This is a genomic window from Haloferax marisrubri, from assembly GCF_001469875.2.
Lineage (GTDB): Archaea > Halobacteriota > Halobacteria > Halobacteriales > Haloferacaceae > Haloferax > Haloferax marisrubri.
This window is the reverse complement of record NZ_LOPW02000004.1, coordinates 60,867-86,356: the sequence shown is the minus strand read 5'-3', so window position 1 is coordinate 86,356 and position 25,490 is coordinate 60,867. Positions and strand designations below refer to the sequence as shown.

At 66.1% G+C, this 25,490-nt stretch carries 26 protein-coding genes; 20 read left to right on the top strand and 6 right to left on the bottom strand.

Features of this window, described 5'->3' with window-relative positions; all coding sequences use genetic code 11:
- The first annotated feature begins 46 nt into the window (after positions 1-46).
- The 11 genes from ahaH to AUR65_RS02560 all read left to right on the top strand — a co-directional run bounded on the left by ahaH (position 47) and on the right by AUR65_RS02560 (position 11,618).
- Entirely contained in the window at positions 47-379 is a 333-nt protein-coding gene (gene ahaH / locus AUR65_RS02610) for an ATP synthase archaeal subunit H (protein WP_058568244.1), read from the top strand.
- The gene (locus tag AUR65_RS02605) at positions 366-2,576 is read left to right on the top strand and encodes a V-type ATP synthase subunit I (RefSeq protein ID WP_058568243.1); all 2,211 of its coding nucleotides are present in this window, start codon (positions 366-368) and stop codon (positions 2,574-2,576) included. Before ahaH ends, AUR65_RS02605 begins: the two co-directional genes overlap by 14 nt.
- A 174-nt stretch (positions 2,577-2,750) precedes the next feature.
- A complete protein-coding gene (locus tag AUR65_RS02600) occupies positions 2,751-3,008 on the top strand; it encodes a F0F1 ATP synthase subunit C (protein ID WP_007275011.1) in 258 nt (85 codons plus the stop codon).
- Between the two features lie 21 nt (positions 3,009-3,029).
- On the top strand, positions 3,030-3,614 hold the full coding sequence (locus AUR65_RS02595; RefSeq protein WP_058568242.1) for a V-type ATP synthase subunit E: 585 nt from the start codon (positions 3,030-3,032) through the stop codon (positions 3,612-3,614).
- The gene (locus AUR65_RS02590; protein ID WP_058568241.1) at positions 3,611-4,657 is read left to right on the top strand and encodes a V-type ATP synthase subunit C; all 1,047 of its coding nucleotides are present in this window, start codon (positions 3,611-3,613) and stop codon (positions 4,655-4,657) included. Before AUR65_RS02595 ends, AUR65_RS02590 begins: the two co-directional genes overlap by 4 nt.
- Positions 4,654-4,974: a V-type ATP synthase subunit F gene (locus AUR65_RS02585; RefSeq protein ID WP_004044608.1), complete on the top strand. Its 321-nt coding sequence runs from the start codon at positions 4,654-4,656 to the stop codon at positions 4,972-4,974. Before AUR65_RS02590 ends, AUR65_RS02585 begins: the two co-directional genes overlap by 4 nt.
- 6 nt (positions 4,975-4,980) lie before the next feature.
- Positions 4,981-6,741: an ATP synthase subunit A gene (locus AUR65_RS02580; RefSeq protein WP_058568240.1), complete on the top strand. Its 1,761-nt coding sequence runs from the start codon at positions 4,981-4,983 to the stop codon at positions 6,739-6,741.
- Between the two features lie 4 nt (positions 6,742-6,745).
- The gene (locus tag AUR65_RS02575) at positions 6,746-8,152 is read left to right on the top strand and encodes an ATP synthase subunit B (RefSeq protein ID WP_042663443.1); all 1,407 of its coding nucleotides are present in this window, start codon (positions 6,746-6,748) and stop codon (positions 8,150-8,152) included.
- A 129-nt stretch (positions 8,153-8,281) separates the two neighbouring features.
- Positions 8,282-10,258, top strand: a complete 1,977-nt coding sequence (locus tag AUR65_RS02570; RefSeq protein WP_058568239.1) for a bacterio-opsin activator domain-containing protein — start codon at positions 8,282-8,284, stop codon at positions 10,256-10,258.
- 199 nt (positions 10,259-10,457) lie between these two features.
- Positions 10,458-11,147: a V-type ATP synthase subunit D gene (locus AUR65_RS02565; RefSeq protein WP_004969029.1), complete on the top strand. Its 690-nt coding sequence runs from the start codon at positions 10,458-10,460 to the stop codon at positions 11,145-11,147.
- An 87-nt stretch (positions 11,148-11,234) separates the two neighbouring features.
- Entirely contained in the window at positions 11,235-11,618 is a 384-nt protein-coding gene (locus AUR65_RS02560) for a DUF6276 family protein (protein WP_058568238.1), read from the top strand.
- A 124-nt stretch (positions 11,619-11,742) separates the two neighbouring features.
- Here AUR65_RS02560 and prf1 read toward each other — a convergent pair whose 3' ends face one another.
- On the bottom strand, positions 11,743-12,987 hold the full coding sequence (prf1, locus tag AUR65_RS02555; protein ID WP_058568237.1) for a peptide chain release factor aRF-1: 1,245 nt from the start codon (positions 12,985-12,987) through the stop codon (positions 11,743-11,745).
- A 154-nt stretch (positions 12,988-13,141) separates the two neighbouring features.
- Between prf1 and minD the strand changes: the two genes are divergently transcribed.
- Both minD and AUR65_RS19840 read left to right on the top strand, forming a co-directional pair.
- Positions 13,142-15,022, top strand: coding sequence for a cell division ATPase MinD (gene minD, locus AUR65_RS02550; protein WP_058568236.1), 1,881 nt, complete (start codon positions 13,142-13,144; stop codon positions 15,020-15,022).
- A 39-nt stretch (positions 15,023-15,061) separates the two neighbouring features.
- On the top strand, positions 15,062-15,199 hold the full coding sequence (locus tag AUR65_RS19840; RefSeq protein WP_199180553.1) for a hypothetical protein: 138 nt from the start codon (positions 15,062-15,064) through the stop codon (positions 15,197-15,199).
- A 45-nt stretch (positions 15,200-15,244) separates the two neighbouring features.
- Here AUR65_RS19840 and argS read toward each other — a convergent pair whose 3' ends face one another.
- The gene (argS, locus tag AUR65_RS02545; protein WP_058568235.1) at positions 15,245-17,008 is read right to left on the bottom strand and encodes an arginine--tRNA ligase; all 1,764 of its coding nucleotides are present in this window, start codon (positions 17,006-17,008) and stop codon (positions 15,245-15,247) included.
- A gap of 213 nt (positions 17,009-17,221) precedes the next feature.
- Here argS and AUR65_RS19835 point away from each other — a divergent pair, with 213 nt between their 5' ends.
- The 3 genes from AUR65_RS19835 to ribB all read left to right on the top strand — a co-directional run bounded on the left by AUR65_RS19835 (position 17,222) and on the right by ribB (position 19,242).
- On the top strand, positions 17,222-17,374 hold the full coding sequence (locus AUR65_RS19835; RefSeq protein ID WP_198526076.1) for a DUF7563 family protein: 153 nt from the start codon (positions 17,222-17,224) through the stop codon (positions 17,372-17,374).
- Between the two features lie 441 nt (positions 17,375-17,815).
- Positions 17,816-18,556: a DUF120 domain-containing protein gene (locus tag AUR65_RS02540; protein WP_199180552.1), complete on the top strand. Its 741-nt coding sequence runs from the start codon at positions 17,816-17,818 to the stop codon at positions 18,554-18,556.
- The gene (ribB, locus tag AUR65_RS02535; RefSeq protein ID WP_058568234.1) at positions 18,553-19,242 is read left to right on the top strand and encodes a 3,4-dihydroxy-2-butanone-4-phosphate synthase; all 690 of its coding nucleotides are present in this window, start codon (positions 18,553-18,555) and stop codon (positions 19,240-19,242) included. The genes AUR65_RS02540 and ribB overlap by 4 nt, the downstream gene beginning before the upstream one ends.
- 31 nt (positions 19,243-19,273) lie before the next feature.
- On the opposite strand, the gene AUR65_RS02530 is transcribed toward ribB, so the two are convergent.
- The gene (locus AUR65_RS02530) at positions 19,274-20,164 is read right to left on the bottom strand and encodes an NAD-dependent epimerase/dehydratase family protein (RefSeq protein WP_058568233.1); all 891 of its coding nucleotides are present in this window, start codon (positions 20,162-20,164) and stop codon (positions 19,274-19,276) included.
- A gap of 90 nt (positions 20,165-20,254) precedes the next feature.
- Between AUR65_RS02530 and AUR65_RS02525 the strand changes: the two genes are divergently transcribed.
- Positions 20,255-21,193 (top strand): branched-chain amino acid transaminase, encoded by a 939-nt coding sequence (locus AUR65_RS02525; protein ID WP_058568232.1) that lies wholly within the window; start codon positions 20,255-20,257, stop codon positions 21,191-21,193.
- Positions 21,194-21,286: 93 nt separating this feature from the next.
- Here AUR65_RS02525 and AUR65_RS02520 read toward each other — a convergent pair whose 3' ends face one another.
- On the bottom strand, positions 21,287-21,931 hold the full coding sequence (locus AUR65_RS02520; RefSeq protein ID WP_058568231.1) for a DUF502 domain-containing protein: 645 nt from the start codon (positions 21,929-21,931) through the stop codon (positions 21,287-21,289).
- Between the two features lie 81 nt (positions 21,932-22,012).
- Complete coding sequence (locus AUR65_RS02515) at positions 22,013-22,852, bottom strand: proline dehydrogenase family protein (protein ID WP_058568230.1); 840 nt, start codon at positions 22,850-22,852, stop codon at positions 22,013-22,015.
- Between the two features lie 126 nt (positions 22,853-22,978).
- On the opposite strand from AUR65_RS02515, the gene AUR65_RS02510 reads away from it, so the two are divergent.
- Positions 22,979-23,521, top strand: a complete 543-nt coding sequence (locus AUR65_RS02510) for a CDP-2,3-bis-(O-geranylgeranyl)-sn-glycerol synthase (RefSeq protein WP_058568229.1) — start codon at positions 22,979-22,981, stop codon at positions 23,519-23,521.
- Between the two features lie 147 nt (positions 23,522-23,668).
- Here the strand turns inward: AUR65_RS02510 and AUR65_RS20145 are convergent, their stop codons facing one another.
- Positions 23,669-24,052: a hypothetical protein gene (locus AUR65_RS20145; protein ID WP_158250819.1), complete on the bottom strand. Its 384-nt coding sequence runs from the start codon at positions 24,050-24,052 to the stop codon at positions 23,669-23,671.
- 51 nt (positions 24,053-24,103) lie between these two features.
- On the opposite strand from AUR65_RS20145, the gene pyrE reads away from it, so the two are divergent.
- Both pyrE and AUR65_RS02500 read left to right on the top strand, forming a co-directional pair.
- Positions 24,104-24,634, top strand: a complete 531-nt coding sequence (gene pyrE / locus AUR65_RS02505; RefSeq protein WP_058568228.1) for an orotate phosphoribosyltransferase — start codon at positions 24,104-24,106, stop codon at positions 24,632-24,634.
- 74 nt (positions 24,635-24,708) lie between these two features.
- Entirely contained in the window at positions 24,709-25,422 is a 714-nt protein-coding gene (locus AUR65_RS02500) for a phosphoribosyltransferase family protein (protein WP_058568227.1), read from the top strand.
- Positions 25,423-25,490 lie beyond the last annotated feature (68 nt).

The window sequence follows — 25,490 nt, the reverse complement described above, 5'->3', positions numbered from 1 at the left end:
GCAAACACCTTATACAGCGCTTGTGCAACGTTCCTGTGATACGAGTATGCCGAGACAAGAGGTTCTCGAACGAATCAAAACGGCCGAGCAGGAGGCCGACGACATCGTTGAAGAGGCCGAGGCCAAACGTGAGGAGCTCGTCGCGGAGGCGCGTCGCGAAGCCGATGAGATTCGCTCCGAGGCCGAAGAAGAGGCCGCAGAGCTCGAATCCGAGCGTCTACAGGAGGGACGCGCGGACATAGAGTCGGAGCGGGAACGCATCCTCGAAGAAGGCGAGGACGCCCGCGACGAATTGGTTGCCGAGGCGGAAGACCACATCGACGACGCGGTCGAATTCGCCATCGGCAAATTCGAGGAGGCGGTTGATGCTCAGACCTGAGCAGATGAGCAAGGTCTCGGTGACCGGTTCCAAGGGCGTCATGCCCGAGGTCATCGAGGCTGTCCACGACCTCCGACTGCTGCACGTCACCGAATACGACGGCTCGTGGCAGGAGGAGTTCGGATTCGAGACGGGGTCGCCCATCGAAGGCGCCGAGAGCGCGTCCGACAAGCTCGTCACCGTCCGCTCGCTCAAGAGCATCCTCGAGGTCGAAGACACCGACTCCGGCCGGCAGCGCATCGTCCCCGACGACGCGCTCGGCGAGCCCCTCGAAGAGATTCGAGCCGAAGTCAATGAACTGGACGACCGCCGCTCCGAGCTCGAAAACGAGCTCCGCGCGGTGGACGAAGAAATCGACGCGATGGAGCCGTTCGTCGACCTCGGACTCGACCTCGACCTGCTTTCGGGGTACGAGACCCTGCAGGTCGTCGTCGGACAGGGGAAGGTCGACCCCGTCGAGCGCGCTGTCGTCGACGCCGACGACATCAACGCCTACGAGATCTTCTCGGGCGAGCGCACGCACGCCATCTTCGGCCGGCCGGTCGACGGCGCGGACGAGATGGCGCTCGCCGACGCGCTGGTCGGTGTCGAGTTCGCCACGCTCGAAGTCCCGGACGCCTCGGGAAGCCCCGAAGAGCACATCCGCGACCTTGAACAGCAGAAGCGCGAAATCGAGTCGAAGCTCGATACCGTCGAGTCCGAGCTTCACGACATCGCCGTCGAGGAGGGCGAGTTCCTCCTCGCGGCCGAGGAGCGACTCGCAATCGACGTCCAGAAGACGGAAGCGCCGCTTTCGTTCGCGACGACGGAGAACGCCTTCGTCGCCGAGGGCTGGATTCCGACCGAGCGCTACAACACGTTCGCGAGCACGCTCAAAGACGAGGTCGGCGAGCACGTCGCCGTCGAAGAACTCGAACGCGCCGAGTTCTCGCGTGACGGGCACGACCACGCGCGCGAAGACGTCGCCGAGACCGGCGGCACGGCCGCCGCCACCGACGGCGGAACGGTCTCGATGTCCAGCGACGACCCGCCGGTCGTCCAGAAGAACAGCGGCGCAGTCAAGCCGTTCGAAATCCTCGTGCAGGCGGTCAACCGCCCGAGCTACTACGAGTTCGACCCGACCATCATCCTGTTCCTGACGTTCCCGACGTTCTTCGGGTTCATGATCGGTGACCTCGGGTACGGTGTCATCTACACCGCCATCGGCTTCTTCCTCTACTCGAAGTTCGACGACGGTGCGCTCAAGAGCATGGGTGGCGTCACCATCGCCGCGGGGCTGTTCACGACGTTGTTCGGCATCCTCTACGGCGAGATATTCGGCTTCCACCTCATCACCGAGTACTTCTGGGAAGGCGTGCTCGGGATGTCGCACCCGCCTATCGAGAAGGGACTGTCGCCGGCCACCTCTGAGTGGGCCCTCGGTTGGCTCACCGTGAGCGTCGCCGTCGGTATCTTCCACGTCAACGTGGGGTACATCCTCGACTTCTTCGAGAACTACGAACTCCACGGTGCGAAGGACGCAGTCCTCGAAAGCGGCTCGTGGATCCTCATGCTGAACGGCCTGTGGATCTGGATCTTCAGCGACGCGCTCGGTGGCGTGCCGCCGGAGTTCCTGTTCACCACGTTCGCGGCTGACGGACTCATCCCGCTCGGCTTCTCCGGCTTCTCGTTCACCGTCGGCTGGATCGGGTTCGGGATGTACATCCTCGGCGCGGTGCTCCTCGGGATGGCCGAACTGGCCGAACTCGTCGAGTTCGCCGCCCCGCTTTCGAACGTCCTGTCGTACACGCGTCTCGGCGCGGTCCTCATCGCGAAGGCGTCGATGGCGTTCGCCGTCAACCTGCTCGTCTTCGGCGTGTACGTCGACGACCACGGCGGCTGGCACTTCGGCCTCGGCGGGATGCCCGACGCCGCCGCCGTGTCGGCGCTCGGCGCGGGTGAAACGCTGAGCTACCACGGCTACGAAGTGACCGAAGTCCTGTTCGGCGGCATCTTCCACACGGGTGCCGCGGGCGTCGTGGGCGGACTGCTCGTCCTCGTCGTTGGTCACCTCGTCGTCCTCGCGCTCGGCGTCACGAGCGCCGGCCTGCAGGCCGTGCGTCTCGAGTACGTCGAGTTCTTCAACAAGTTCTTCGAGGGCGGCGGCCGCGAGTACAACCCGTTCGGGTACGACCGCGAGTTCACGACCGAAGACTAACCCTCACAATCGAATCTTTTTTGAGTTTTGTCCGCTGGGAGCGACTGCTTTTTGGAATGGCGACGATTCCGCCGTCGTAGATAGACCGCTCCAGACGTTTTGGGAACCTTTATGATACGGCTGACGCCACATGCAGACGTTCGGAGACGACAATCCGGTACTCAGGAACACACAATGATTGAAGCAATCGAACCCCTCATGACTGCACTGCAGAGTGAAGCCGCTTCCTCGCCCGCTATCACCGCCGACGCTGCGGCGGCCCTCTCCGTCGGTATCGCCGCCTTCGCCGCAGGCTACGCGGAGCGTGGCATCGGTTCCGCTGCGATGGGCGCCATCGCGGAAGACGAGGACCTCTTCGTTAACGGGCTGGTCCTTACGGTTCTCCCCGAGACCCTCGTTATCCTCGCACTGGTCGTTGTCTTCGCGGCCTAAGCACCCCCTCTCTTTCCCATTATGAGTTTGGACAACGTCGTTGAGGACATCCGAGACGAAGCCCGCGCACGCGCAGAGGACATCAGGCAGGACGGCCAGGAACAGGCAGACGAGATCGTCGCCGAGGCCGAGGCCGATGCCGAAGAGCTCCTCGAATCGCGGAAGGCGGACGTCGAGCAACAACTCGAACGAGAGCGCGAACAGGCGCTCTCCAGCGCGAAGCTCGAAGCCAAGCAGGCTCGACTCAGCGCCCGTCGTGACGTGCTCCAGCGCGTCCGCGAGCAGGTCGAAGGCGAACTCGCCGAGCTGGAAGGCGACCGTCGCGAAGAGCTCACCCGCTCGCTGCTCGACGCGGCGTCGGTCGAGTTCGAGGACGAAGACGAAGTCTCCGTCTACGGCCGCGCCGCCGACGAGGACCTGCTTTCGAGCATCCTCGAAGACTACGACGGCTACGAGTTCGCCGGCGAGCGCGACTGCCTCGGTGGCGTCGTGGTCGAGGGCTCGAACTCGCGCGTCCGGGTGAACAACACCTTCGACTCGGTCCTCGACACAGTCTGGGAGGACAACCTGAAGGAAGTGAGTGCGCGACTGTTCGACGACCAATGAGCACTACAGGCGGCTCGAATCCCGAATACGTCATCGCTCGCGTTCGAGCGCGACGTAGTGCCCTGTTCGGCGACGAGGAGTACCGCAAACTGGTCCGCATGGGACCGGCCGAAATCGCTCGGTTCATGGAGGAATCGGAGTACGAGACCGAGGTCAACGCGCTGGGCAGCCGTTTTTCCGGCGTCGACCTCATCGAGTACGCGCTGAACCAGAATCTGGCGAAGCAGTTCAACGATATCCTCGACTGGGCAGACGGCCGCCTCTACGACCTCATCGCGCGGTACCTCCGCAAGTTCGACGCGTGGAACGTGAAGACGATTATCCGCGGTATCTACTCCGGCGCATCCCGTGAGGAGGTCGAATCCGACCTCATCCGCGCCGGCGAGTTCGACGACCGACTCTTCTCGCGACTGCTCGACGCAGGCGAGATGGAAGAAGTCGTCAGTATCCTCTCCGGCACCATGTTCGGAGACGGCCTCGCGGCCGCCTACGAGGAGTACGAGGAAGTCGGTGTCCTCGTCCCGCTGGAGAACGCGGTCGACCGCGCCTTCTACGAGCAACTGCTCGAGGGCCTGGTCGTCGGCGAAGAGGCAAAGCAGTACCGCGAGTTCCTCGAAGCCGAAATCGACTTCCGAAACGCCCGCAACGCGCTCCGAATCGCACGGAGCGGCGCCGACCTCGACCCCGTCGACTACTTCATCGAGGGCGGCACGCTGTTCCGCGCGTCGGAACTCGCGTCGCTGGCGACCAGCCCGGACGAGCTGGTGTCGAAGATTCGTGACAGCCGGTACGGCGACCGCCTCTCGACGGCCCTTTCGGACCTCGAAGAGGCAGACAGCCTCATCGGCTTCGAGCGCGCCCTCGACGCGGCGCTCTTGGAGTACGCGGACACGCTCGGTTACGTGTTCCCGCTTTCTGTCACGCCAATCGTCTCGTACATCCTCGCCAAGGAGCGCGAGGTGGACAACATCCGGGCCATCGCCCGCGGCCGTGAAGCCGGGCTGGACCCCGATGCAATAGAAGAGGAGCTGGTCATCCTATGAGCCAGGAAATCGCAGTTATCGGCAGTCCGGACTTCACCACGGGCTTTCGACTTGCGGGTGTCCGCAAGTTCGAGAACGTCCCGGACGAAGCGAAGGACGACGAACTCGACGAGGCCGTGACGCGAACGCTGGAGGACGAGGACGTGGGCATCATCGTGATGCACGAAGACGACCTCGACCACCTCTCGCGTAACGCCCGGCAGTCGGTCGAGCGCAGCATCGAGCCGACGCTCGTGACGCTCGGCGGTTCCGGCGGCGCGAGTGGCCTCCGTGACCAGATCAAGAGAGCAATCGGTATCGATCTGATGGACGAATAACCAAACATGAGTCAGGCAACACAAGATTCCGTTCGCGAGGACGGTGTCATCGCAAGCGTGAGTGGTCCGGTCGTGACCGCCCGTGGCCTCGACGCCCGCATGAACGACGTCGTCTACGTCGGCGACGAAGGCCTAATGGGCGAGGTCATCGAAATCGAGGGCGACCTCACGACTATTCAGGTGTACGAAGAGACCTCCGGTGTCGGTCCCGGCGAACCCGTCGAGAGTACGGGCGAACCGCTGACCGTCGACCTCGGTCCGGGGATGATGGACGCCATCTACGACGGCGTTCAGCGTCCGCTGGACGTGCTGGAGTCGAAGATGGACTCGGCGTTCCTCGACCGCGGTGTCGACGCGCCGGGTATCGACCTCGACGAGAAGTGGGAGTTCGAACCCACCGTCTCCGAGGGCGACGAGGTCGCCCCCGGCGACGTCGTCGGGTCGGTTCCGGAGACCGTGACCATCGAACACAAGGTCATGGTCCCGCCGGACTTCGAGGGCGGCGAGGTCGTCGCCGTCGAGGAAGGCGAGTTCTCCGTCACCGAGACGGTCGTCGAACTCGACAACGGCGAGGAGATCACGATGCACCAGGAGTGGCCGGTGCGTCAGGCTCGCCCCGCCGCCGAGAAGAAGACCCCGCGCGAACCGCTCGTCTCTGGTCAGCGCATCCTCGACGGTCTGTTCCCCATCGCGAAGGGCGGAACGGCCGCGATTCCGGGTCCGTTCGGGTCCGGGAAGACGGTCACCCAGCACCAGCTCGCCAAGTGGGCTGACGCGGACATCGTCGTCTACGTCGGCTGTGGCGAGCGCGGTAACGAGATGACCGAGGTTATCGAGGACTTCCCGGAACTCGACGACCCGAAGACCGGGAACCCGCTCATGGCCCGGACGTGCCTCATCGCGAACACGTCCAACATGCCCGTGGCGGCCCGCGAGTCCTGTATCTACACCGGCATCACCATCGCGGAGTACTACCGCGACATGGGATACGACGTCGCGCTGATGGCCGACTCCACCTCCCGGTGGGCAGAGGCCATGCGCGAGATTTCCTCGCGTCTCGAAGAGATGCCCGGCGAAGAGGGGTACCCCGCGTACCTCGCCGCGCGTCTCTCCGAGTTCTACGAGCGCGCCGGCTACTTCACGACCGTCAACGGCGAGGAAGGTTCTGTCTCCGTCATCGGCGCGGTTTCGCCGCCGGGCGGCGACTTCTCCGAGCCGGTCACGCAGAACACCCTACGTATCGTGAAGACGTTCTGGGCGCTCGACGCGGACCTCGCAGAGCGCCGTCACTTCCCGGCGATTAACTGGAACGAGTCGTACTCGCTCTACCAAGAGCAGCTCGACCCGTGGTTCGTCGAGAACGTCGAGGACGACTGGGCAGATGAGCGCCAGTGGGCCGTCGACGTGCTCGACGAGGAGAACGAACTGCAGGAGATCGTTCAGCTCGTCGGTAAGGACGCCCTGCCGGAGGACCAGCAGCTGACCCTCGAAATCGCTCGCTACCTCCGCGAGGCGTACCTCCAGCAGAACGCGTTCCACCCGACGGACACGTACTGCTCCCCCGAGAAGACGTACGGTATCCTCACCGCCATCCACACGTTCAACGACGAGGCGTTCAAGGCGCTCGAAGCCGGCGTCCCCGTCGAAGAAATCCAGGCCATCGAGGCGGCTCCCCGGCTGAACCGCATCGGTGTCCAGGAGGACTGGGAGGCGTACATCGAGGACCTCAAGGCAGAGATCACCGAGCAACTCCGCGAGCTGTACTGAGACCATGAAGGAATACCAGACCATCACCGAAATCAGCGGCCCGCTGGTGTTCGCCGAGGTCGACGAGCCGATCGGTTACGACGAGATCGTCGAAATCGAGACGCCCCAAGGCGAAACCAAGCGCGGACAGGTTCTCGAATCCTCCGAGGGCCTCGTCGCGATTCAGGTGTTCGAAGGCACGACCGGTATCGACAGGAACGCGTCCGTCAGGTTCCTCGGCGAGACCCTCAAGATGCCCGTGACCGAGGATCTCCTCGGGCGCGTGCTCGACGGGTCCGGCCAGCCCATCGACGGCGGCCCCGAAATCGTCCCCGACGAGCGTCGGGACATCGTCGGCGCGGCAATCAACCCCTACTCCCGCGAGTACCCCGAGGAGTTCATCCAGACCGGCGTCTCCGCCATCGACGGAATGAACACCCTCGTCCGCGGCCAGAAGCTCCCCATCTTCTCCGCGTCGGGGCTTCCCCACAACAACCTCGCGCTCCAGATCGCCCGTCAGGCGACGGTGCCCGAGGACGAAGACAGCGGCGAAGAGTCCGAGTTCGCAGTTGTCTTCGGCGCGATGGGTATCACGCAGGAAGAGGCGAACGAGTTCATGGAGGACTTCGAGCGCACGGGCGCACTCGAGCGCTCCGTCGTCTTCACGAACCTCGCGGACGACCCCGCAGTCGAGCGGACGGTCACGCCGCGTCTCGCGCTGACGACCGCCGAGTACCTCGCGTTCGACAAGGACTACCACGTCCTCGTCATCCTGACCGACATGACCAACTACTGCGAGGCGCTCCGCGAAATCGGTGCGGCTCGTGAAGAGGTCCCCGGTCGCCGTGGCTACCCCGGTTACATGTACACCGACCTTGCACAGCTCTACGAGCGTGCGGGTCGCATCGAGGGCCGCGAAGGGTCTGTCACGCAGATTCCCATCCTCACGATGCCGGGTGACGACGACACGCACCCGATTCCGGACCTGACCGGCTACATCACCGAGGGTCAGATCTACATCGACCGCGACCTCAACTCGCAGGGCATCCGCCCGCCGATCAACCCGCTTCCGTCCCTGTCGCGTCTCATGGATGACGGTATCGGCGAGGGCCTCACCCGCGAGGACCACGCCGACGTGTCCGACCAGATGTACGCGGCGTACGCGGAGGGTGAAGACCTGCGCGACCTCGTGAACATCGTCGGTCGCGAGGCGCTGTCCGAGCGTGACAACAAGTACCTCGACTTCGCCGAGCGCTTCGAAGCCGAGTTCGTCAACCAGGGCTTCGACACGGACCGGTCCATCGAGGACACCCTCGACATCGGCTGGGACCTCCTGTCGATGCTCCCGAAGTCCGAGCTCAACCGTATCGACGAAGAGCTCATCGAGGACTACTACGAAGAAGACGCCGAGTCGGTCGAAGCGGAAGCCTAGACCGCGACGAACGCCGCGTTCGTCCCTCGGTTCGATTCTCCTCTTCTATTCGCGCCGCTCGTTCCCTGAGCCGCGCGGCCGCGCGCCGCCCGCGAGAACTTCCTTACGTCTCGCCCGCGACGACTCCACATGGACGCCACTTCGTCTCGCGCTCGCGTCCTCGCGGTCGTCGGTCCCGCCGTCGACCGGGAGCGACTGCTGGACGTACTCTCGCCGCTTTCGGTGTCGGTCGCCTCGTCGGTCGAGGCGGCGGGCCAGCGCGCCGAGGACGAACAGGTAGACTGCGTCGTGCTCGCGACCGACCGACTCGCGGACGTCGAAGCGGTCCACGGCGCGCTCTCGGTCCCGCTTGTCGCCGTCGTCCCGTCCGACGGCGACCTCTCGGCGGCGGCCGCCCGCGACGCCGGCGCGGCCGACGTGGTCCCGGTCGTCGATTCGAACCTCTTCGAGCGACTCCCCGAGCGCATCGAAAGCGTCGTCGCGTGGCGTCGCCGCGGTGCGGCGGCCGCGAGCAAGATAACGGAAGACCTGAAGGAACAGGCGATAGACGAGGCTCCGGTCGGTATCACCATCGCGGACTGCTCGTTGCCCGACCGGCCGCTCGTCTACGTCAACGAAGCGTTCGAGACGATGACCGGTTACTCGGCCGACGCGGCGCTGGGGCGGAACTGCCGGTACCTTCAGGGGCCGAACACCGACCCCGAGCGCGTCGCCGAACTCCGCCGCGCCATCGAGGCCGAGGAGGCGGCGTCGGTCGAACTGCTGAACTACCGCGCTGACGGCGAGACGTTCTGGAACCGGGTCGACGTTGCGCCGCTGAGCGGGCCGGACGGTGAGGTGACTCATTACGTCGGCTTCCAGACCGACATCACGGAGCGCGTGCGCGCCGAGGCGGCCGCCGAGCGGTACGCCGCCCGAGTCGACGAGGAGCGCGCGCGCCTCCAGACGCTCGTCGAGCACATCGAGGGGTTGTTGGAGGACGTGACGAGCGCGCTCGTCCGCGCGGAGAGCAGACAGGAACTCGAAGCCGCCGTCTGCGACCGAGTCACCGCCGCCGGCTCGTTCGACTGCGCGTGGGTCGGCCACTGCGACCTCTCGCCGGCGGTCATCGTCCCGAACGAGCGCGCGGGTACCGACACGGGATTCCTCGACGGCCTCGAAATCGACCGGTCGGACCCCGACGACCCCACGGCTCGCGCCGCGGAGACGCGGACCGTCCAGTCGGCGGACGTCGGCGACGGGAGCGTCTCCGCCGAGACGCTCGTCCCGTTCGGCTCCGTCATCGCGGTCCCGCTGGTCCACAGCGGGACGCTGTACGGCGTCCTGACGGTCTACACCGACGTCGCGGAACTCGACGACCAAGTCCGGGTGGTGTTCGGGACGCTCGGCAGGGCGGTCGGCGCGGCCATCGACGCCTTCGAGAGCCGGCGGTCCCTGCTGTCCGACGAGCGGCTCGAACTCGAACTCGAGGTGCGCGACGAGACCCTGCCGTTGGTCCGACTCGCCATCGCGGGCGACTGCGAACTCTCGTACCGCGGTTCGGCCCAACACGACGACGGGACCGTGAGTCTGTTCGTCTCGACGCGCCCCGCGACCGAGTTCGAGGAAGCCGACACCGACCTCGACGGTCTTCGGAGCGTCGACGTCCTCCCCCGCGGTGACGACGCCGAACTCTACGAACTCACCTTCGCCGACGGGTCGCTCTTCCACCTCGTCGCCGACGCGGGTGGACGGCTCGTCGACCTCGAAGTCGACCGCCTCGGCTGTCGGCTCACGGTCGTCGTCCCCGACCGCGTGGCGGGGCGGGCGCTCCTCGACGACCTGCAGGCGGCCGCGGCGAACGCCGAACTCCGCTCGGTCACGAACCGGTCGGAGCCGCCGGAAGCGCGCCGCGAGTTCGTCGCGAGCGTCAACGACGACTTCACCGACCGACAGCACTCGGCCCTCCAACTCGCGTACCTCGGCGGCTACTTCGAGTGGCCTCACGCCGTCACCGGCGAGGAACTCGCGGAGACGATGGGCGTCTCGCGGGCGACGTTCCACCAACATCTGCACGCGGCGGAGCGCAAACTCATCTCACGGTTTTTCGATAGAGACCCATACTAGTCGGGCATGTTCTGTTCTTTGACAGTTGTTCGATGTCTACCGGCCTCGGGACGCCGACATCAGCGCCCGTAGCGACCTGCGGACTGAATCTCGGCTCCGACCCACAGACGTGACATTCTCTAGCCACAACCGATTTCGGCCGGTCCGGCCGGCCAGACAGTAAAAGATTAACACCCCAGGCGAACAACCCCCGCCAACGATGGCCGAAGACGTCAAGCCGACCCGCAAGAACTTGATGGCGATCGAAGATCGCATCGAACTCTCCGAGCGGGGCCACGACACGCTCGAACAGAAGCGTGACGGGCTCATCATGGAGTTCATGGACATCCTCGACCAGGCCCAGGACGTGCGGGCCAACCTCAATCAGGATTACGAGCGCGCGCAGAACAAAATCAACATGGCCCGCGCCATGGAGGGCGACGTGGCGGTCCGCGGCGCGGCCGCCGCGCTGAAGGAGTACCCCGAAATCACGACGCAGTCGAAGAACATCATGGGCGTCGTCGTCCCTCAGATCGAGTCCTCGCGCGTGAAAAAGAGCCTCGACCAGCGTGGCTACGGGCTGCTCGGCTCCTCGGCCCGCATCGACGAGGCCGCGGACGCCTACGAGGAACTCCTCGAATCCATCATCCTCGCCGCGGAGGTCGAGACGGCGATGAAGAAGATGCTCGAAGAGATCGAGACGACGAAGCGCCGCGTCAACGCGCTCGAGTTCAAGCTCCTGCCCGAACTCTACGAGAACCAGGAGTACATCGAGCAGAAGCTCGAAGAACAGGAGCGCGAGGAGATTTTCCGCCTCAAGAAGATCAAGGCGAAGAAAGAAGAAGAAGAGAAAGAAGAGCGCGCCGCCGAGAAAGCGGCGGCCGAAGCGGAAGCGGCGACGGCCGACTGACCGGACTCACCCGTTCTCTCTCGATTCCGTTCTTCTCTCGGTCGACTCTCCGACCGTTTTTCATCGTATCGGCGCGTAGAGACCGCTATGTCCTGTCCCGACTGCGACGGCGAATTCGCCGTCTTCGCGGTGCCCGAACCGCTCGAACCACACGCGCCCGAGGCGGCGCTGACCGTCGGGTTGTGCGCCGACTGTCTCCGGCTTCATCCGACCGAGGAACCGCTCTCTGAGGGTGATTCGCGGCCGCTCGCGGACGCGCTCCCCGAGGGCGACGCGGGCGCGGCGGTCGCGCTTCTCGTCGGCATGCTCGACTCGCTCGCGCTCAACCGCGCCGGCATCGTCGACTGCGTCGAGTTCGCCGAGCAGTCGGGGACCGACGTGCATCTCACGCTCGACAGGCTCCAGCGGGCGGCGGCCGACCCGCACTTCGACGTTGCCCGTCGGCAGTCGCAGTTGGACGCGTTCCTCTGAGCGCGAGCGCCGCCGCTCGGGAGCCCGTCGGCCGGGTTCCGCTCGGAGCGCGGCGCGGCGTGTCGAGTTAGATGTCGTCGAAAACGCGGTCGAGAGACCGCAGAAACGCCGAGGAGGAGTCCGCTTAGACGCCGGTGGAGTACCGGAGGATGCCGGCGATGCCACCGAACGCGTCGTGGAGCTGTTCGCCTTTCTCGAAGTCGGTGCTGATGAACTTCGTCTCGGTGCCGCGCTGGTCGGCGAGGTCCATGAGCCACTCGATGACGTCCTCGCGCTCTTTCAGCTCGGCCTCCGAGCCGTCTTCGCACTCGTGGGTGGGCGTGTTGTGACGGTGGTCGACGAGTTCGTACTCCTCTTGCCCGTCGCAGTCGTAGACGGCGATGTCCTTCCGGAGGTCCTCGGAGATGAGGAGGCGGTCGACCGACCCCATCACGAGGTTCTTCCGGGTCGCTTCGAACCCGTAGGTGGACTCGTTGCCGCGGTGGAGCTTCTCGAAGAACTCCTCCATCTGCTTTTTGTCCTTGATGACCTCTTGGTCGGCCAGCGCGTCCTGTCCGGCGTCGACGAGGTCGTAGAGACCGGACTCGTCGGTGTAGGCCACGTCGAACTTCCCGACGACGAGGTCCTGCAGTTCGTGGTGGAGGTAGTCGCCGTCGAGGAACTCGTCTTTCGTCGGCGAGGGGCCGCCCACAAGGATGCCGTCCATATCGTGTCGCTTGGGGACGAACAGGTCGTTCGCCATGCCGGCGACCTCCTGGTAGAAGTTGTCGATGGCTTCGAGGCGGAGGCGGGCGAAACGCTGGGCGGACTGACCACCTTTGCGCTGCTTGCCGGGGACGAGCGACGAGGCGCTCTTGACAGGCTCGACGCGCTTGCCCTTGAGCCAGCCGACGTTGGCCTCGCGGCGGTCGAGGACGATGAGGCCGAACAGGCCCTTGTCCATGAGCATGTCCTCGAGCGGTCCGGTGAGGAAGTTCGAGTCGCAGTGGTACCGGAACGACTGAATCGGCTCCGGCGGGCTCTCCAGCACCTTCGTGACCATGTCCGTCTGGCCGCCGCCGGCGTCGACCGCGCCGGAGAACATCACGATGCCGTTGTCCGGCGGGAAGTTCCCGTAGTACCGGAGCCGGTCTTTGATGCTCGTCAGGGCGTCTTGGACGTTCGTGCGCGTCTGCTTCGATTTGATGTTAGACGCTTCGCTGTGCTCCGTGATGACGTGTTCAACCACGTCGGAAATCTGCTTGTCTTCGGGGATGTAGATGGTGACGAGCTGAGTTCCCGACCCTTCGAACTCTCGCAGGTCCTCGATGACCTTCTTGAATTCGTACTTTCGGCGGTCTTCGCTCGCCTCCTCGGCGTCGCTACTCATCACTCCACCTAGTCCGTCCAGCGGCTAAGTAACCTTTGACTGGGCACGTACCGCGGTATCCCGCCGCACGAGCGGCCCTACGCCCCGGCTTCGAGACGAGCGCGGTCGGAGAACATTTATGTGGCTGTCACGGGTGGACTTCGACGTTGGAATTATGGCCCGGGTGTACGCAGTTGCCAGCGCGAAAGGCGGGGTTGGAAAGACGACGACCACGGCCAACCTCGGGACGACGCTCGCGATGGCCGGTCACGACGTCGTCGTCGTCGACGGTGACCTCGGGATGCCGAACCTCGCCGGCGCGCTCGGCGTCGACCCGGACGGGGCGACGCTCCACGACGTGTTGACAGGCGAGGCGGCGGTCGAGGCGGCCGTCTACGAGGGACCGGCGGGACTCTCGGTGCTCCCCGGCTCGAACGCTCTCGAAGCGTTCGCGACGGCGAACGCCAAGGAACTCGAACCAGTCATCTCGGCGCTCGAAGCGAGCTACGACGTCGTCATCATCGACACCGGCGCGGGGCTGAGCGACGACACCTTCGTCCCGCTGAAGCTCGCCGACGAGGTCGTCTTGGTCTCGACGACCGAGCGCGAGGCGCTCGGCGACACCGAAAAGACCCGACAGCTCGGCGAGCGCATCGGTGCCGACGTGGTCGGCGTCGTCCTCACGCGCGTCAACCAGTCGAACCCGAACGCCGACGTGGTCGCCTCGCTCCTCGACGCGGGCGTCATCGCCGTGGTCCCCGAGGACCCGTCCATCCGCGAGGCGCTCAGCACGCAGGTCCCGGTCGTCGCCCGCTCGCCCGACAGCATCGCGGCCGCGGGCTACCGCGCGCTCGCCGAGGCGCTCACCGGCGAACCGGTCCCGATTCCGGACGGTGCGACCGAATCATCCGAGAGCGAAGCCGACGCGACGAACGAGGCGGACCAGACCGCCGACCCGACGGACGCCGCCGTCGCCGACTCCGACTCCGACCCCGATTTCGACGAGGACAGTAGTGACGACGCGACGGAGGTCGAAGCCGACACGCCGGAGACGGACGAACACACGTCGGTCGTCAACGTTGACGCCGCCCCCGCGGCGGCGTCCGAGTTGGACACGGAACCCGAACCGGCGTCGGAACCGGAAGCCGACCCCAGCGACGTCGCCGCCGCCGTCGCGGACGACGACGGAATCTCGGCAGACGCCGAATCGGAACCGGCATTCGAAGCCGAACCGGGGCCGGACGCTGACGCCACCGACGACGACCTCGCGTCGTCGATTCCGTTCTCCGGCGGTGCCGCCGAGGCGTCGGACGACCCCGTGGACCCCGACCCGGCCGCCGCCGAAGACGGAGACGACCCCGCAGTCGAAGCGGACGCGGTCGCCGACCCGATGGACGCCGACGCGCCCGTCGAACCCGACACCGAATCCGAGGCCGAAGACGCCGACGCGCCGGCCGACCCGCTGGCCGCCGACGCGCCCGACGACTCGGTGGTTGCCGACCCCGACTCGGTCGGCGACGAGGAACCCGACACCGACCCGCTGGCGGCGGACCTCGAAGCGGTCACCCGCGGGGCGTCGGCCGCCGACGAGGAGACGCTCGACGACGCCGACGACCCCGTCTCGGACGCCGCCGCCGGCGCGACGGGCGCGGACCCGCTGGCGGAAGACGCGGAAGACGATTCGCTCGCCGCCCCGGCTACCGAGTCGCCGCTGGAAGACTCCTCCGAGACGGTCGTCGAGGCGTCGCCTGACGACGCCGATTCGGGGTCTGACGTAGCCGAGGATTCCGAATCAGTAGACTCCGAACCGACAGACCTCGACCCCGCCGTCGAGGAGGTGGACGCGGCCGCGTCCGGCGCGGACGAACCACTCGTCGCCGAGGCCGAGCCGAGCGCTTCCGAGACTGATGCGGACGCCGACGCCGACGAGTCGCCCGAAGACGGCGGCGACGAGGAGGGTGTCTACACCACTTCGCTCGTCGAGGAGGTCGAGTCGTTCGACGACGACGAGCGCGACGAGAAGAAAAAGGGGTTCTTCAGTCGCTTCCTCGGCTAAACGGGAAGGTCTTTTACTCGCGTCTGCGGAATGCCCTCTATGGCAGACTCTGAGTCCGTTCCCTTCTGGTGGATAGTCCTGTTTCTCGTCCTCGCGCTCGGCAGCGGAGCCGCCGTCGTCTTCTCGGTCGGCGGGTCGCTCATCTCCGGGGCCGCGGCGCTCCCGCTTTTCTTCTGAACCGCTCGAAAAAAGCCGTCGCCGAAGAACTCGCTTAGCCCGCGGTCACATCGACTCGGGCGCTTCCACGCCCACGATTGAGAGCGCGTTCGCCACCGCGTTCCGCGAGGCCTCCACGAGCGCGAGGCGGGCCGCGCCGACCTCCTCGTCGGCGTCGAGCACGGGGCACTCGCGGTAGAAGGTGTTGAACACCTCGGCGAGTTCGCGGGCGAACGTCGCCACGGTGTGGGGTTCGAGGTCGTCGGCCGCGGTCTCGACGACCGCGGGGAACCGCGCGATGGTCGCCAGCAGGTCGCGCTCCGCGTCGGTCGTCAGCACGGCGGGGTCGACCTCGCTCGCGTCGAGGCCGGCGGCGGCCGCCTCGTCGGCGATGCCGCAACAGCGCGCGTGGACGTACTGGATGTACGGCGCGGACTGGGCCTCGAAGTTGAGCGCCTGGTCCCACTCGAAGGTGATGGTCTTCGTGGGCTGCTTGGAGACGATGTCGTAGCGGACCGCGCCGATGCCGACCTGCCGGGCGATGCGGTCGATGTCGGCGTCGTCGAGGTCGTCGTCGCGGGTGCGGCCTTCGAGGCGGGTCTCGACCTCGTCGCGGGCGCGGTCGATGGCCTCGTCGAGGAGGTCGTCGAGCATGACGCCCGTCCCCTTGCGGGTGGACATCGTCTCGCCGCCGGGGAGGTTGACCCACGAGTAGATGACGTTCTCCAGTTTGTCCACGTCGTTGCCGAGGATGTCGAGCGCGGCGCGGAGCTGGCCGGACTGGAGTTTGTGGTCCTCGCCGAGGACGGTCACGGCGCGGTCGTAGTTGTCGAACTTCCACTCGTGGTGGGCGAGGTCGCGCGTCGTGTACAGCGAGGTGTCGTCCGACCGGAGGAACACGAGGTTCTTCTCGAAGCCGTAGTCTTCGAGTTCGAGCTGCCACGCGTCTTCCTCGTAGACGGCGTGGTCGGTCTCCTTGAGACGCTCTGCGAGGTCGCGGGTGCTCCCGTCGAACATGAAGCGCGTCTCCTTGACGAACTCGTCGAACTCCGCGGGGAGGCGTTCGAGACACTCGCGCATGCCGCCGAGCACCTGGTCCACTACGGTCTCGACGCGGGCGTAGGTTTCCTCGTCGCCCTCCTCGATGCCCTGGAGAATCTCGGTGATTTCGGCTTCGGCCTGTTCGACGTCCTCGGGGTCGGCCTCTTCGAGGAAGGCGTTGCCCTTGCGGTAGTAGCGGACGAGGTCGTACTCGACGCGCTCCCGTGCGGGTTCGCTGTCGAGGTCATCCTCGTCGAACGTCTCGTAGGCCCACGTGAAGACGGCCATCTGGCGGCCGGCGTCGTTCACGTAGTAGTGGCGGTCGACGTCGTTGCCGGCGAAGTCGAGCAGGTTGGCGACGGCGTCGCCGATGACCGGGTTGCGGGTGCGGCCGACGTGGACCGGACCGGTCGGATTCGCGCTCGTGTGCTCGACGACGACGCTGTCGCCGGTCGCGGGCAGGCGACCGTACTCTTCGTCGGCCGCGGCGGATTCGAGGGTGTCGTCGTAGTAGGCGTCGGAGACGTGGAAGTTGACGTACGGCCCCTGCGTGTCGACCGCGGCGAGGTAGTCGTAGCCCTCGACGGAGAGTTCCTCGGCGATGTCGGCGGCGATTTTCGGCGGCGGCGCGCCGACGACCCCGGCGAGTCGGAAGGCGACGCTGGAGGCGAGCGTCGCGGGTACGTCCTCCGGCGGTTCCTCGACCCCGAGGTCGTCGGTGGGCAGGTCGAGCGACGAGAGCGCCGCAGAGAGCGCCGTCTCGACCTCCTCACGGAACTGTCTGAACATGTACGCGGATTCTCGATAGGCGGCTAAAGGCCTTTCCGAACCGCCCGAGCGACCCGCGGGTCCCGTCGGTTGAGGACCTTCGTTTCCCTCGGTTTTCGGGGTGGTCTTAGCGCCGCCCACGTCGGTACCTTACCAGTAAGGTAATAGTGGTATATCGTAAGGGGACGACATTCAAATCACGGGCGGCGACCCGCCGCTCTCACCACCCCACCCATGAGTCAATGCAACCACTGCGATGCGTTCGTGTCGAACAACTTCGTCCGCGTCTTCGGCGACGAGGACGGCAACGTCTACGCGTGTCCCAGTTGCTCGGCGAACGCGGGTATCTCACAGGTCAGCACCGAGCGGAGAGCGTCGTCTCTCTGAGGTCGCCGTTCGGTCGCCGGCCCCGACGGACCGAAACGCGCGGAATCGCACGTACGGTGTTACTCGTACGGTGTCACCCCGTCGCTCACCCCACAGCGGTCCCCCGGCGTACCCCTGCCGTCGCACGCGCCGCCGACCCGTTCCACTTTGCCCCAACTCGGCCCGACGTTCCCCGATTCGGTCCCGGTCTATCGCCCCCGACCGCGGACCGAATCCCCGGCCGTGAGACGCACCAGACCGATTTCAGCGGCTGACGCCCCGCTCGTCGAATCACGCGGTACGACCGCGCTCAACCCGGAATACCCTTCTCACCGCGGTAGACTGACCGACGGACTTACCCGTCCGTGATTGGAACTGTCGCGTATCCACGGCGGTCGCGTCCGTTCGACCGCTCCGTCACGCCATCTCATTTTTGGAACGTATCTCACTTACGATACGCTTATGGGGAGCGCGTTCGAAGCGGGAAGTATGTCAGAATCGGCAGTCGCCGCGGCGGTCGGGTACGACGAGTTGGCCACGCTCAAGCTCGTCGCGCTCGACGGCGGGCGCTCCGGCCCGGTCAAGCTCTCCTGTTCCGGCGTCGCGAATCGACTCGACGTGTCGAACCAGACGGCATCGCGCCGCCTCCAGCGCCTCGAAGAGGCCGACTTCATCGACCGCGAGGTCGTCGCCGACGGCCAGTGGATAACCATCACCGACGCGGGCGAGTCCGCGCTCAGAAAGGAGTACGCCGACTACCGGCGCATCTTCGAGACGCCCTCTATGGTCGTCCTCGACGGCGAGGTCACCGGGGGAATGGGCGAGGGCCGCCACTACATCTCGCTTTCGGGCTACATGGAGCAGTTCAAAGACCGACTCGGCTACGAGCCGTTCCCCGGCACGCTGAACGTCCGCCTCGACGACGACGCGGTCCGCGCCCGCGCCGGGATGACCGCCCTCGACGCGGTTCCCATCGACGGCTGGGAGGACGACGAGCGCACCTTCGGCCCGGCGACGTGTTACGCCGCCTCCGTCGCGGTCGGCGACGAATCCTACGAGCCGGTCCACATCATCGTCCCCGAGCGGACCCACCACGACGAGTCGCAACTGGAGATAATCGCGCCGGATAAGCTCCGCGACGAACTCGACCTCGACGACGGCGACGCGGTCACGGTCCGCGTCGAGGAGGCGGAGTACGAATGAGCCGAACTGCCGAGTCGGCCGGCGACTTCGACGCCGTCTCACGCGTTCTCGACGCCTTCCGCGCCGGCGAACCGGTGCTCATCCACGACTTCGACGACCGCGAGGGCGAGACCGACCTCGTCTACCCCGCGGGCGCGGTCGGCTCCGCCGACGTGGCCCGGATGCGCAACGACGCCGGCGGTCTCGTCTGCGTCGCCCTCCCGAACGACGTGTCCGAGTCCCTCGGCCTCCCGTTCATGGACGACGTGCTCGACCACCCGGCCGCGTCGTCTCACGACCTCGCGTACGACTCGCGGTCGTCGTTCTCTTTCACGGTGAACCACCGCGACTCCTTCACGGGCATCACCGACCGCGACCGCGCGATGACCATCTCTCGGCTCGCGCCCGTCGCCGAGGCCACCCGTGCCGGCGAGTACGACGCCGACGACTTCGGCGGCGAGTTCCGCGCGCCCGGCCACGTCCACCTGCTCCGCGGCGCGCCGGACCTGCTTTCGGACCGGCAGGGCCACACCGAACTCGGCCTCGCCTTGGCCGACGAGGCTGGTATCCCGCCCGCGGTCGTCGTCTGCGAGATGCTCGACGACGAGACCGGCGCGGCCCTCTCGAAGGACGCCGCCCGCGACTACGCCGACCGACACGGCTTCGCCTTCGTCGACGGCGACGGCCTCATCGACGAACTCGTCTGAGCGACCGAGTCGGTCGCCCCGATTTACCTTCTCACGCGCGCCCGTCGCGCCACGACCACGTCGGCTCCCACCCGAGCAGCCGCTCCGCCTTCTCGGTCGAGACGAGCGCTTCGTGGCCCGAAAGCGACCCTCTGGTCTCCGCGCCGGGGTAGACCTCGCGGGCGACTGTCGCTGACTCGACGGTCGTCGAGGTGTCGGCGGCCGCGGCCCAGAACACCTCGTGCCCCCCGAAGTCGGCTTCGAGCGCCCGGCGGACGAGCCTCGCGGCGTCCTCTCTGCCGAGGTACGAAAAGAGCGTGTTGCGCGCGGTGTGGAAGTGCCCGGCGTCCCGCAGTCCCGACAGCGAGCGGTCGGCCTCGGCGAACGTTTGTCTCGCCTCCTCCTCGCTCGGCATCCACGGGAACCGGAGGCTGGCGACCGTCTCCGGGGCGTCGTCGCGGCGGACGAACCCCGCGGCGGTCTGCTCGGCGACGTACTTCCCGAGGCCGTAGGGGTTCGAGGGCGTCGCGCGGTGGGTCTCGTCCACCGGGAGGAAGTCGATTCGAGCGGGGTCGGGTTCGAAGCTTCCGCCGATGGCGCTCATGCTGGAGGCGACGACCACGCGGTCGATGCCGAGCGCGGCGGCGACTTCGAGGACGACGTAGGTCGATTGGACGTTGCTCTCGAAGACGCGGTGGCCGGGGTCGTTCGTCGGCGTCGAGATGGTTCCGAGGTGGACGACTGCGTCGGCGTCGACATCGCTGAGCGCCGCGGTGAGGTCGCCCGGGTCGAGCGCGCTCACGCGGTAGTCGTGGTCCGCGAGCGACGACTCGCTGTGCCGCGAGAGATTCGTGACGGTGTAGCCGCTCGCGCGGAGGTGGGCGACGACGGTCGGGCCGAGGTTTCCGGTCCCGCCCGTGACCGCGACGGATTCGAGGCTCATACCCCGTCATGGCGGCCCGCGGACAAAACCGCCGGGGACGCGGTGGTCGGGTCGTCATGATTTTAGAGGGGGGCCGCCGAAGGCCACTACATGGGATTTGAAGAGATGGATGTCTCGACGATCTGGCAGAGTGGAGAGTACAAGGACTGGGAGGACGCGACGGTGCACGTCCTCACCCACGGTCTCCACTACGGGACGGGCGTCTTCGAGGGGGTTCGCGCCTACGACACCGACCGCGGCCCGGCTATCTTCCGCTGGGAGGAGCACCTCGAACGGCTCTATCAGTCCGCGAAGCCCTACGACATGGAGATTCCCTACACGCGCGAGGAACTCACCGAGGCGACGCTGGAAGTCATCCGGCGCAACGACCTCGACGGCGGCTACATCCGTCCCATCGCGTTCTACGGCTACGACTCGCTCGGCGTCAGCCCCAAGGACAACCCGACCGAGGTCGCTATCGCGGCGTGGCCGTGGGGAACCTACCTCGGCGAGGACGCCCTCGAAAACGGCGTCGACGTGATGGTCTCGTCGTGGCGCAAGCACGCCTCCAGCCAGATTCCGACGAACGCGAAGACGACCGGACTCTACGTGAACTCCATGCTCGCGGGCGAGGAAGCCCGCCGCAACGGCTACGTCGAAGCCATCGTCCTGAACAAGGAGGGCAACGTCGCCGAGGGTCCCGGCGAGAACATCTTCATGGTCCGCGACGGGAAGATTTACACCCCCGGTCTCTCCCAGAGCATCCTCGACGGCATCACCCGCGACACCGTCATCACGCTCGCCCGCGAGCGCGGCTACGAGGTCGACGACAGCGCGACCATCAGTCGCGGCGAACTCAACACGGCCGACGAGCTGTTCTTCACCGGCAGCGCCGCCGAAGTGACTCCCATCCGCAAGGTCGACAACGTCGTCATCGGCGAGGGCACCCGCGGCCCGGTCACGGAGGAACTCCAGTCCGCCTTCTTCGACCTCGTGGAGCGCCGCACCGACGACCACGAAGAGTGGTTCACCTACGTCGACGAGCAGTAACCCGAGACGCCCGCGAAAACGAGTTTTCTTTTTGTCGCGGTCCCGCCGCGAGTCGATAGCGACGCCCGCCGCTCGCCGGCGCGGGCGCGAGCCTTACTCGTCGGCGACGACTCGCCCGTCGCCGGACTCTTCGGTCACTTCGATGTCGAACTCGTCGACGTGGTCCTGCTCGGCGAACCCGGCCGAGAGAACGCGCGTGAGGGCCTCTTCGACCTTCTCGCCGGTCTCCTCGATATCTTCGGGGTCGACTTCCATCACGAACCCGGTGGTGATGTTCGGCGCGGTCGGCATGAAGATGATCTCCTTGCCGTCTTTGGTCGTCTTGCCCGTCTTGAACGCGGTCATGCGGATGCCCGGCCACGTCTCGAGACGGACCGGCTTCTGGAGGTCTTCGGTGCCAGTGAGCGCGGTTTCGACCGCGAGCTTAGAAGCGTTGTAGACGACGCGAACGAGCGGGACCTTGTTCATCGATGCGTCGAGGCCGGATTCGAGCAGGCGGCCGGCCGTCGTCCGCATCAGGTAGCCGACCGAGAGAATCAAAAGCAGGAAGATGACGATGGCGACGAAGAAGCCGAACACCTCCGAGAGGTAGGCGTACTGATCGGGGAACTCCAGGAGCGTCGCGACGTAGGGTATCCTGACGATAGCGTTGTAGAAGAGTGCGAGGATGTACAGAATGACGATGAGCGGGACGAGGACCACGAGGCCGCTGGCAAAATCGCGTCTCCACGAGGACATTGATATCGGGTACGTGAACCCGCGGGCATAAGGGGATTTCTAGTGTGGGACGAGAGACACGCGCCGCGTTCCAGCGCTCGCTCAGACGCCGACGACGGCCCGGAGCGCGAACAGGGCGTTTTCCTTGCGCTCGCGGACCCGGCGATAGAAGTACGAGAACCACTTGTCGCCGTAGGGCGCGTACTGCCACACCTCGACGCCGTCGGCGGCGAGTTCGCGCTGGGCGTCCTCGCGCACGCCCATGAGCATCTGCACCTCGTAGTCGCGGTCGTACTCCGCGCCGAGGTCCCGCGCGTAGGCTATCATCTCGGGGTCGTGGCTCCCGACGGCGATACCGCCGTCGTACTCCCGAAACAGGTACGCGAGGAGTTCCTTGTACGCCTCGTTGACCGCCGATTTCTGCTTGTGGGCGACCGCGGCGGGCTCGTCGTACGCGCCCTTGACGAGGCGAATCTTCCCCGGCACGTCGGCGAGGCGTTCGAGGTCCTCTGGCGTGCGCTTGAGGTTCGCCTGCACGCACAGCCCCATCCCGCCGTCGAACTCGCGGGCGAGTTCCTCGAAGGCGTCGAGGGTCACGTCGGTCGTCTCGTGGTCCTCCATGTCGCACCACAGGAAGACGCCGTGCTCGTCGGCCGCCTCGGCGATGCGCCGGTAGTTCTCCTCGAACACGTGGTCGCCCGCATCGAGGCCGATTTGTGAGGGTTTGACCGACACGCAGGCGTCGATGCCGGTCGAGGCGATGTCCTCGACGAGCCGGACGTAGGCCGCCGCGTCCTCGTCCGCGGGGGCGCGCTCGTCGTAGTGCTCCCCGAGGAGGTTGAGGATGACCGCCACGCCGTCGTCGTTCATCCGTCGGGCGTGGTCGAGCGCTCCCGCCGCGGACTCTCCCGCGACGAACCTGCTCGCGATGGGGGGAATCATAATAAACGATTGCGACCGTCAGCTATTGAGGGTTATCATCGATTCGGACACGAAATCGAACGACTCCGGCGACTCGCCCGGCGACGAACCGTCGGAACTTACATTCCTCGCCGCCGACGGGTCGGTATGGTCGTCTCTCTCGTCGCCACCGCCTTCTGGGCGATGTTGCCCGCGTACGTGCCGAACAACGCCGCCGTCCTCGCGGGCGGCGGTCGCCCCATCGACGGCGGGCGCACGTGGGGCGGCCGACGCGTCCTCGGGGACGGCAAGACGTGGCGCGGCACCGCCGCCGGGACGCTGGCCGGGACGCTCCTCGCCGTCGTCCTCAACGCCGTCGGGCCCGCGGTCTCGGGCGCGCTCGGCGTCTCGCTCCCGACGTTCCCCCTCGCCGCCGGGTTCGGCCTCGCGCTCGGCGCGATGCTCGGCGACATCGGCGCGTCGTTCCTCAAGCGCCGCTCGGGCCGCGAACGCGGTGCCGCCTTCCCCGGCCTCGACCAACTCGACTTCGTCGTCGGCGCGCTCGTCCTCGCGTTCGTCGCCGCGCCCGGTTGGTTCTCGGCGACGTTCACCCTGCCCGTGCTCGCGGTCGTGCTCGTGATGACGCCCGTGCTCCACGTCGTCACCAACGTCGGCGCGTACCTCCTCGGGCTGAAAAACGAGCCGTGGTGACCCACTTTTTTCTGCGTCGGGGTCGCCTCCGGCGACCCGCTCCTTGAAAAACCTGGAGGAAAAAAGGCGGCGAGACTCGGCCTTCGGCCTCGCTCGCAGTACAGTAACAGAACGATTGCTGAACCGGTTTAACCGGACCTCGCCACGTCAGTTCTCCACGAAATGTCGAATATCGTCGGCAACGTCACCTTCCTGTTTCTCAGGAACTCCTGCAAACCAGCTAAGCACCCGGTCTTCCTGTTTCTGTGTCTCCTCAATAACTACATCATCAGATACTGAAGCACGAAAGACCACGTTGTGCATCGTGGTGCGTCCGTCGTCCGCGTCCGCGGATTGAAACTCGATACAGCGGACGAACTCAACCTTCTCTAAGACGACTGAGGTATCGAGAAGTGACTCGGTTTTCTGTCGAGCCACAGCCAGCCAGTCTTTGCCGTGTTCCGCAGGTGGTCCGGATCGGAGAACGAGTTCACATATTCTCTCACAGGTTGGATGATATATCTCTCGGGTACAGCCGACTATTTGTGCCACCCACCCCGAACCAACCCGCTTAAGCGCCTCCCTGAACCCTCTCGAAACAAGATGGCGAACGCAGCACTCATCGAGGCGCTTCGAGCCGCTGACGCGGTCCAGTTCGGCGAGTTCGAACTCTCTCACGGCGGCACGTCGAGCTACTACGTGGACAAGTACCTCTTCGAGACCGATCCCCGGTGTCTGAAGCTCATCGCCGAAGCGTTCGCGGAGCGCGTCGCGGACGACGACAAGCTCGCGGGCGTCGCGCTCGGCGCGGTCCCGCTCGTGGCCGCGACCGCGGTCGAGACGAACAAGCCGTACGTCATCGCCCGGAAGAAAGCGAAGGAGTACGGGACGGCCAAGCGCATCGAGGGCGCGCTCGACGAGGGCGAGGAAGTCGTCGTCCTCGAAGACATCGCGACGACCGGCCAGAGCGCCGTCGACGCCGTGGAGGCGCTCCGCGAGGCCGGCGCGGTCGTCGACCGCGTCATCGTCGTCGTGGACCGACAGGAGGGCGCAGCGGAGCTGTTAGCCGAACACGACATCGAACTGGAGTCGCTTCTCACCGCCGAGGACCTGCTGGCTGACGCCGACGGCTAATACACGCTTGTGACTAATTCACTCGGAATCGGCAATCGAAGTATTCATTTTTGTGCAAGTGCGAAGGCGGAGGCATGAACAGAGCAGAGAAGGCCGCACTCCAGTTGCAGGCTGTCTCCGTGCTCCGGATGCTCAAAGAGACCCGGACGTACGACGAGTTGGCCGAACTCACGGGACTGCCGGCCGGCGACCTCAACCGCTACGTCAACGGGCACGTCCTGCCCGGGGTCGAACGCGCCCGCGAGGTCGTCGAGGGCGTCGGCCGCGACGCGCTCGCCGACGAACTCGAAGCCCGCGTCCGATTCGACGACGAGGGCTACGTCGACAACTCCGGCGTCGTCTTCGACCAGTCGTTCCTCGACCTCGTCGCGCCCGTCGCGGCGAACACGCTGAACCTCGAACGCCCCGACGTGATTCTGACCGCGGCGACCGACGGCATCACCCTCGGCGCGGCGATGGCGAGTTACTTCGGCGCGCGCCTCGCGTACGCGAAGAAGTCGAAAGAGACCGCCGTCGAGGATTTCATCGAGTCGCGCCAGCGCCTCGCGTCCGGCATCGAACTCACCTACTACCTCCCCGCCAGCGCCATCGACGACGGCGAGCGCGTCCTCGTCGTGGACGACCTCATCCGCTCGGGCGAGACGCAGGAACTCCTCTTGGATATCGCGCTGCAGGCCGACGCCAACATCGCCGGCGTCTTCGCGCTCATCGCCGTCGGCGACGAGGGGACGAACCGCGCCCGCGAACTCACCGACGCGCCGGTCGGCGCGCTGAGCAGTTTCGACTGACGCCTCACCACCGCGCCAATAAACGTCTCTAAACTAATTAGTTCAATTACATTTGGCGCGGAAATAGG

Bases quoted from the DNA above. Each gene is read 5' to 3' on its own strand.
- AUR65_RS02500 (WP_058568227.1), top strand. From the start codon at position 24,709: ATGAACAGAGCAGAGAAGGCCGCACTCCAGTTGCAGGCTGTCTCCGTG.
- AUR65_RS02515 (WP_058568230.1), bottom strand. From the start codon at position 22,852: ATGATTCCCCCCATCGCGAGCAGGTTCGTCGCGGGAGAGTCCGCGGCG.
- AUR65_RS02525 (WP_058568232.1), top strand. From the start codon at position 20,255: ATGGGATTTGAAGAGATGGATGTCTCGACGATCTGGCAGAGTGGAGAG.
- AUR65_RS02595 (WP_058568242.1), top strand. From the start codon at position 3,030: ATGAGTTTGGACAACGTCGTTGAGGACATCCGAGACGAAGCCCGCGCA.
- AUR65_RS02510 (WP_058568229.1), top strand. From the start codon at position 22,979: ATGGTCGTCTCTCTCGTCGCCACCGCCTTCTGGGCGATGTTGCCCGCG.
- AUR65_RS02540 (WP_199180552.1), top strand. From the start codon at position 17,816: ATGGGGAGCGCGTTCGAAGCGGGAAGTATGTCAGAATCGGCAGTCGCC.
- AUR65_RS19840 (WP_199180553.1), top strand. From the start codon at position 15,062: ATGGCAGACTCTGAGTCCGTTCCCTTCTGGTGGATAGTCCTGTTTCTC.
- AUR65_RS02585 (WP_004044608.1), top strand. From the start codon at position 4,654: ATGAGCCAGGAAATCGCAGTTATCGGCAGTCCGGACTTCACCACGGGC.
- prf1 (WP_058568237.1), bottom strand. From the start codon at position 12,987: ATGAGTAGCGACGCCGAGGAGGCGAGCGAAGACCGCCGAAAGTACGAA.
- ribB (WP_058568234.1), top strand. From the start codon at position 18,553: ATGAGCCGAACTGCCGAGTCGGCCGGCGACTTCGACGCCGTCTCACGC.
- argS (WP_058568235.1), bottom strand. From the start codon at position 17,008: ATGTTCAGACAGTTCCGTGAGGAGGTCGAGACGGCGCTCTCTGCGGCG.
- AUR65_RS02520 (WP_058568231.1), bottom strand. From the start codon at position 21,931: ATGTCCTCGTGGAGACGCGATTTTGCCAGCGGCCTCGTGGTCCTCGTC.
- AUR65_RS02575 (WP_042663443.1), top strand. From the start codon at position 6,746: ATGAAGGAATACCAGACCATCACCGAAATCAGCGGCCCGCTGGTGTTC.
- AUR65_RS02590 (WP_058568241.1), top strand. From the start codon at position 3,611: ATGAGCACTACAGGCGGCTCGAATCCCGAATACGTCATCGCTCGCGTT.
- AUR65_RS19835 (WP_198526076.1), top strand. From the start codon at position 17,222: ATGAGTCAATGCAACCACTGCGATGCGTTCGTGTCGAACAACTTCGTC.
- AUR65_RS02560 (WP_058568238.1), top strand. From the start codon at position 11,235: ATGTCCTGTCCCGACTGCGACGGCGAATTCGCCGTCTTCGCGGTGCCC.
- AUR65_RS02530 (WP_058568233.1), bottom strand. From the start codon at position 20,164: ATGAGCCTCGAATCCGTCGCGGTCACGGGCGGGACCGGAAACCTCGGC.
- AUR65_RS02570 (WP_058568239.1), top strand. From the start codon at position 8,282: ATGGACGCCACTTCGTCTCGCGCTCGCGTCCTCGCGGTCGTCGGTCCC.
- ahaH (WP_058568244.1), top strand. From the start codon at position 47: ATGCCGAGACAAGAGGTTCTCGAACGAATCAAAACGGCCGAGCAGGAG.
- AUR65_RS02605 (WP_058568243.1), top strand. From the start codon at position 366: ATGCTCAGACCTGAGCAGATGAGCAAGGTCTCGGTGACCGGTTCCAAG.
- minD (WP_058568236.1), top strand. From the start codon at position 13,142: ATGGCCCGGGTGTACGCAGTTGCCAGCGCGAAAGGCGGGGTTGGAAAG.
- AUR65_RS02565 (WP_004969029.1), top strand. From the start codon at position 10,458: ATGGCCGAAGACGTCAAGCCGACCCGCAAGAACTTGATGGCGATCGAA.
- AUR65_RS02600 (WP_007275011.1), top strand. From the start codon at position 2,751: ATGATTGAAGCAATCGAACCCCTCATGACTGCACTGCAGAGTGAAGCC.
- AUR65_RS02580 (WP_058568240.1), top strand. From the start codon at position 4,981: ATGAGTCAGGCAACACAAGATTCCGTTCGCGAGGACGGTGTCATCGCA.
- pyrE (WP_058568228.1), top strand. From the start codon at position 24,104: ATGGCGAACGCAGCACTCATCGAGGCGCTTCGAGCCGCTGACGCGGTC.